A 257-nucleotide genomic window follows, 5' to 3' on the forward strand; every position below is an offset into this window, starting at 1 on the left:
CTAGCGATCAACTATGCCAAGCCCGGCGACATCATCGTCGTTTCGGCGGGTGAATACGAAGAAGCAGGTTCGTTCGGTGACGTTCTGGCCAATGCCTGCCTTGCCAAGGGCATCGGCGGCCTGGTTACGGATACCGGCGTGCGCGATACGCTGCAGCTTCGCGAACTCGGCTTCCCGGTCTTCTCGCTCAGCACCTGCATCAAGGGTACGGTCAAGGAAACGATTGGCACGACGAATGACAGCATCATCGTCGGCGG

General features: G+C 59.5%; 1 protein-coding gene. It reads left to right on the forward strand.

Features of this window, described 5'->3' with window-relative positions:
• On the forward strand, positions 1-257 hold a 257-nt coding region (locus JZX87_RS31140; RefSeq protein ID WP_502711361.1), incomplete at both ends, for an RraA family protein.

The sequence above is a fragment of the Agrobacterium sp. Ap1 genome, from assembly GCF_017313375.1.
Taxonomy (GTDB): Bacteria; Pseudomonadota; Alphaproteobacteria; order Rhizobiales; family Rhizobiaceae; genus Neorhizobium; species Neorhizobium cellulosilyticum.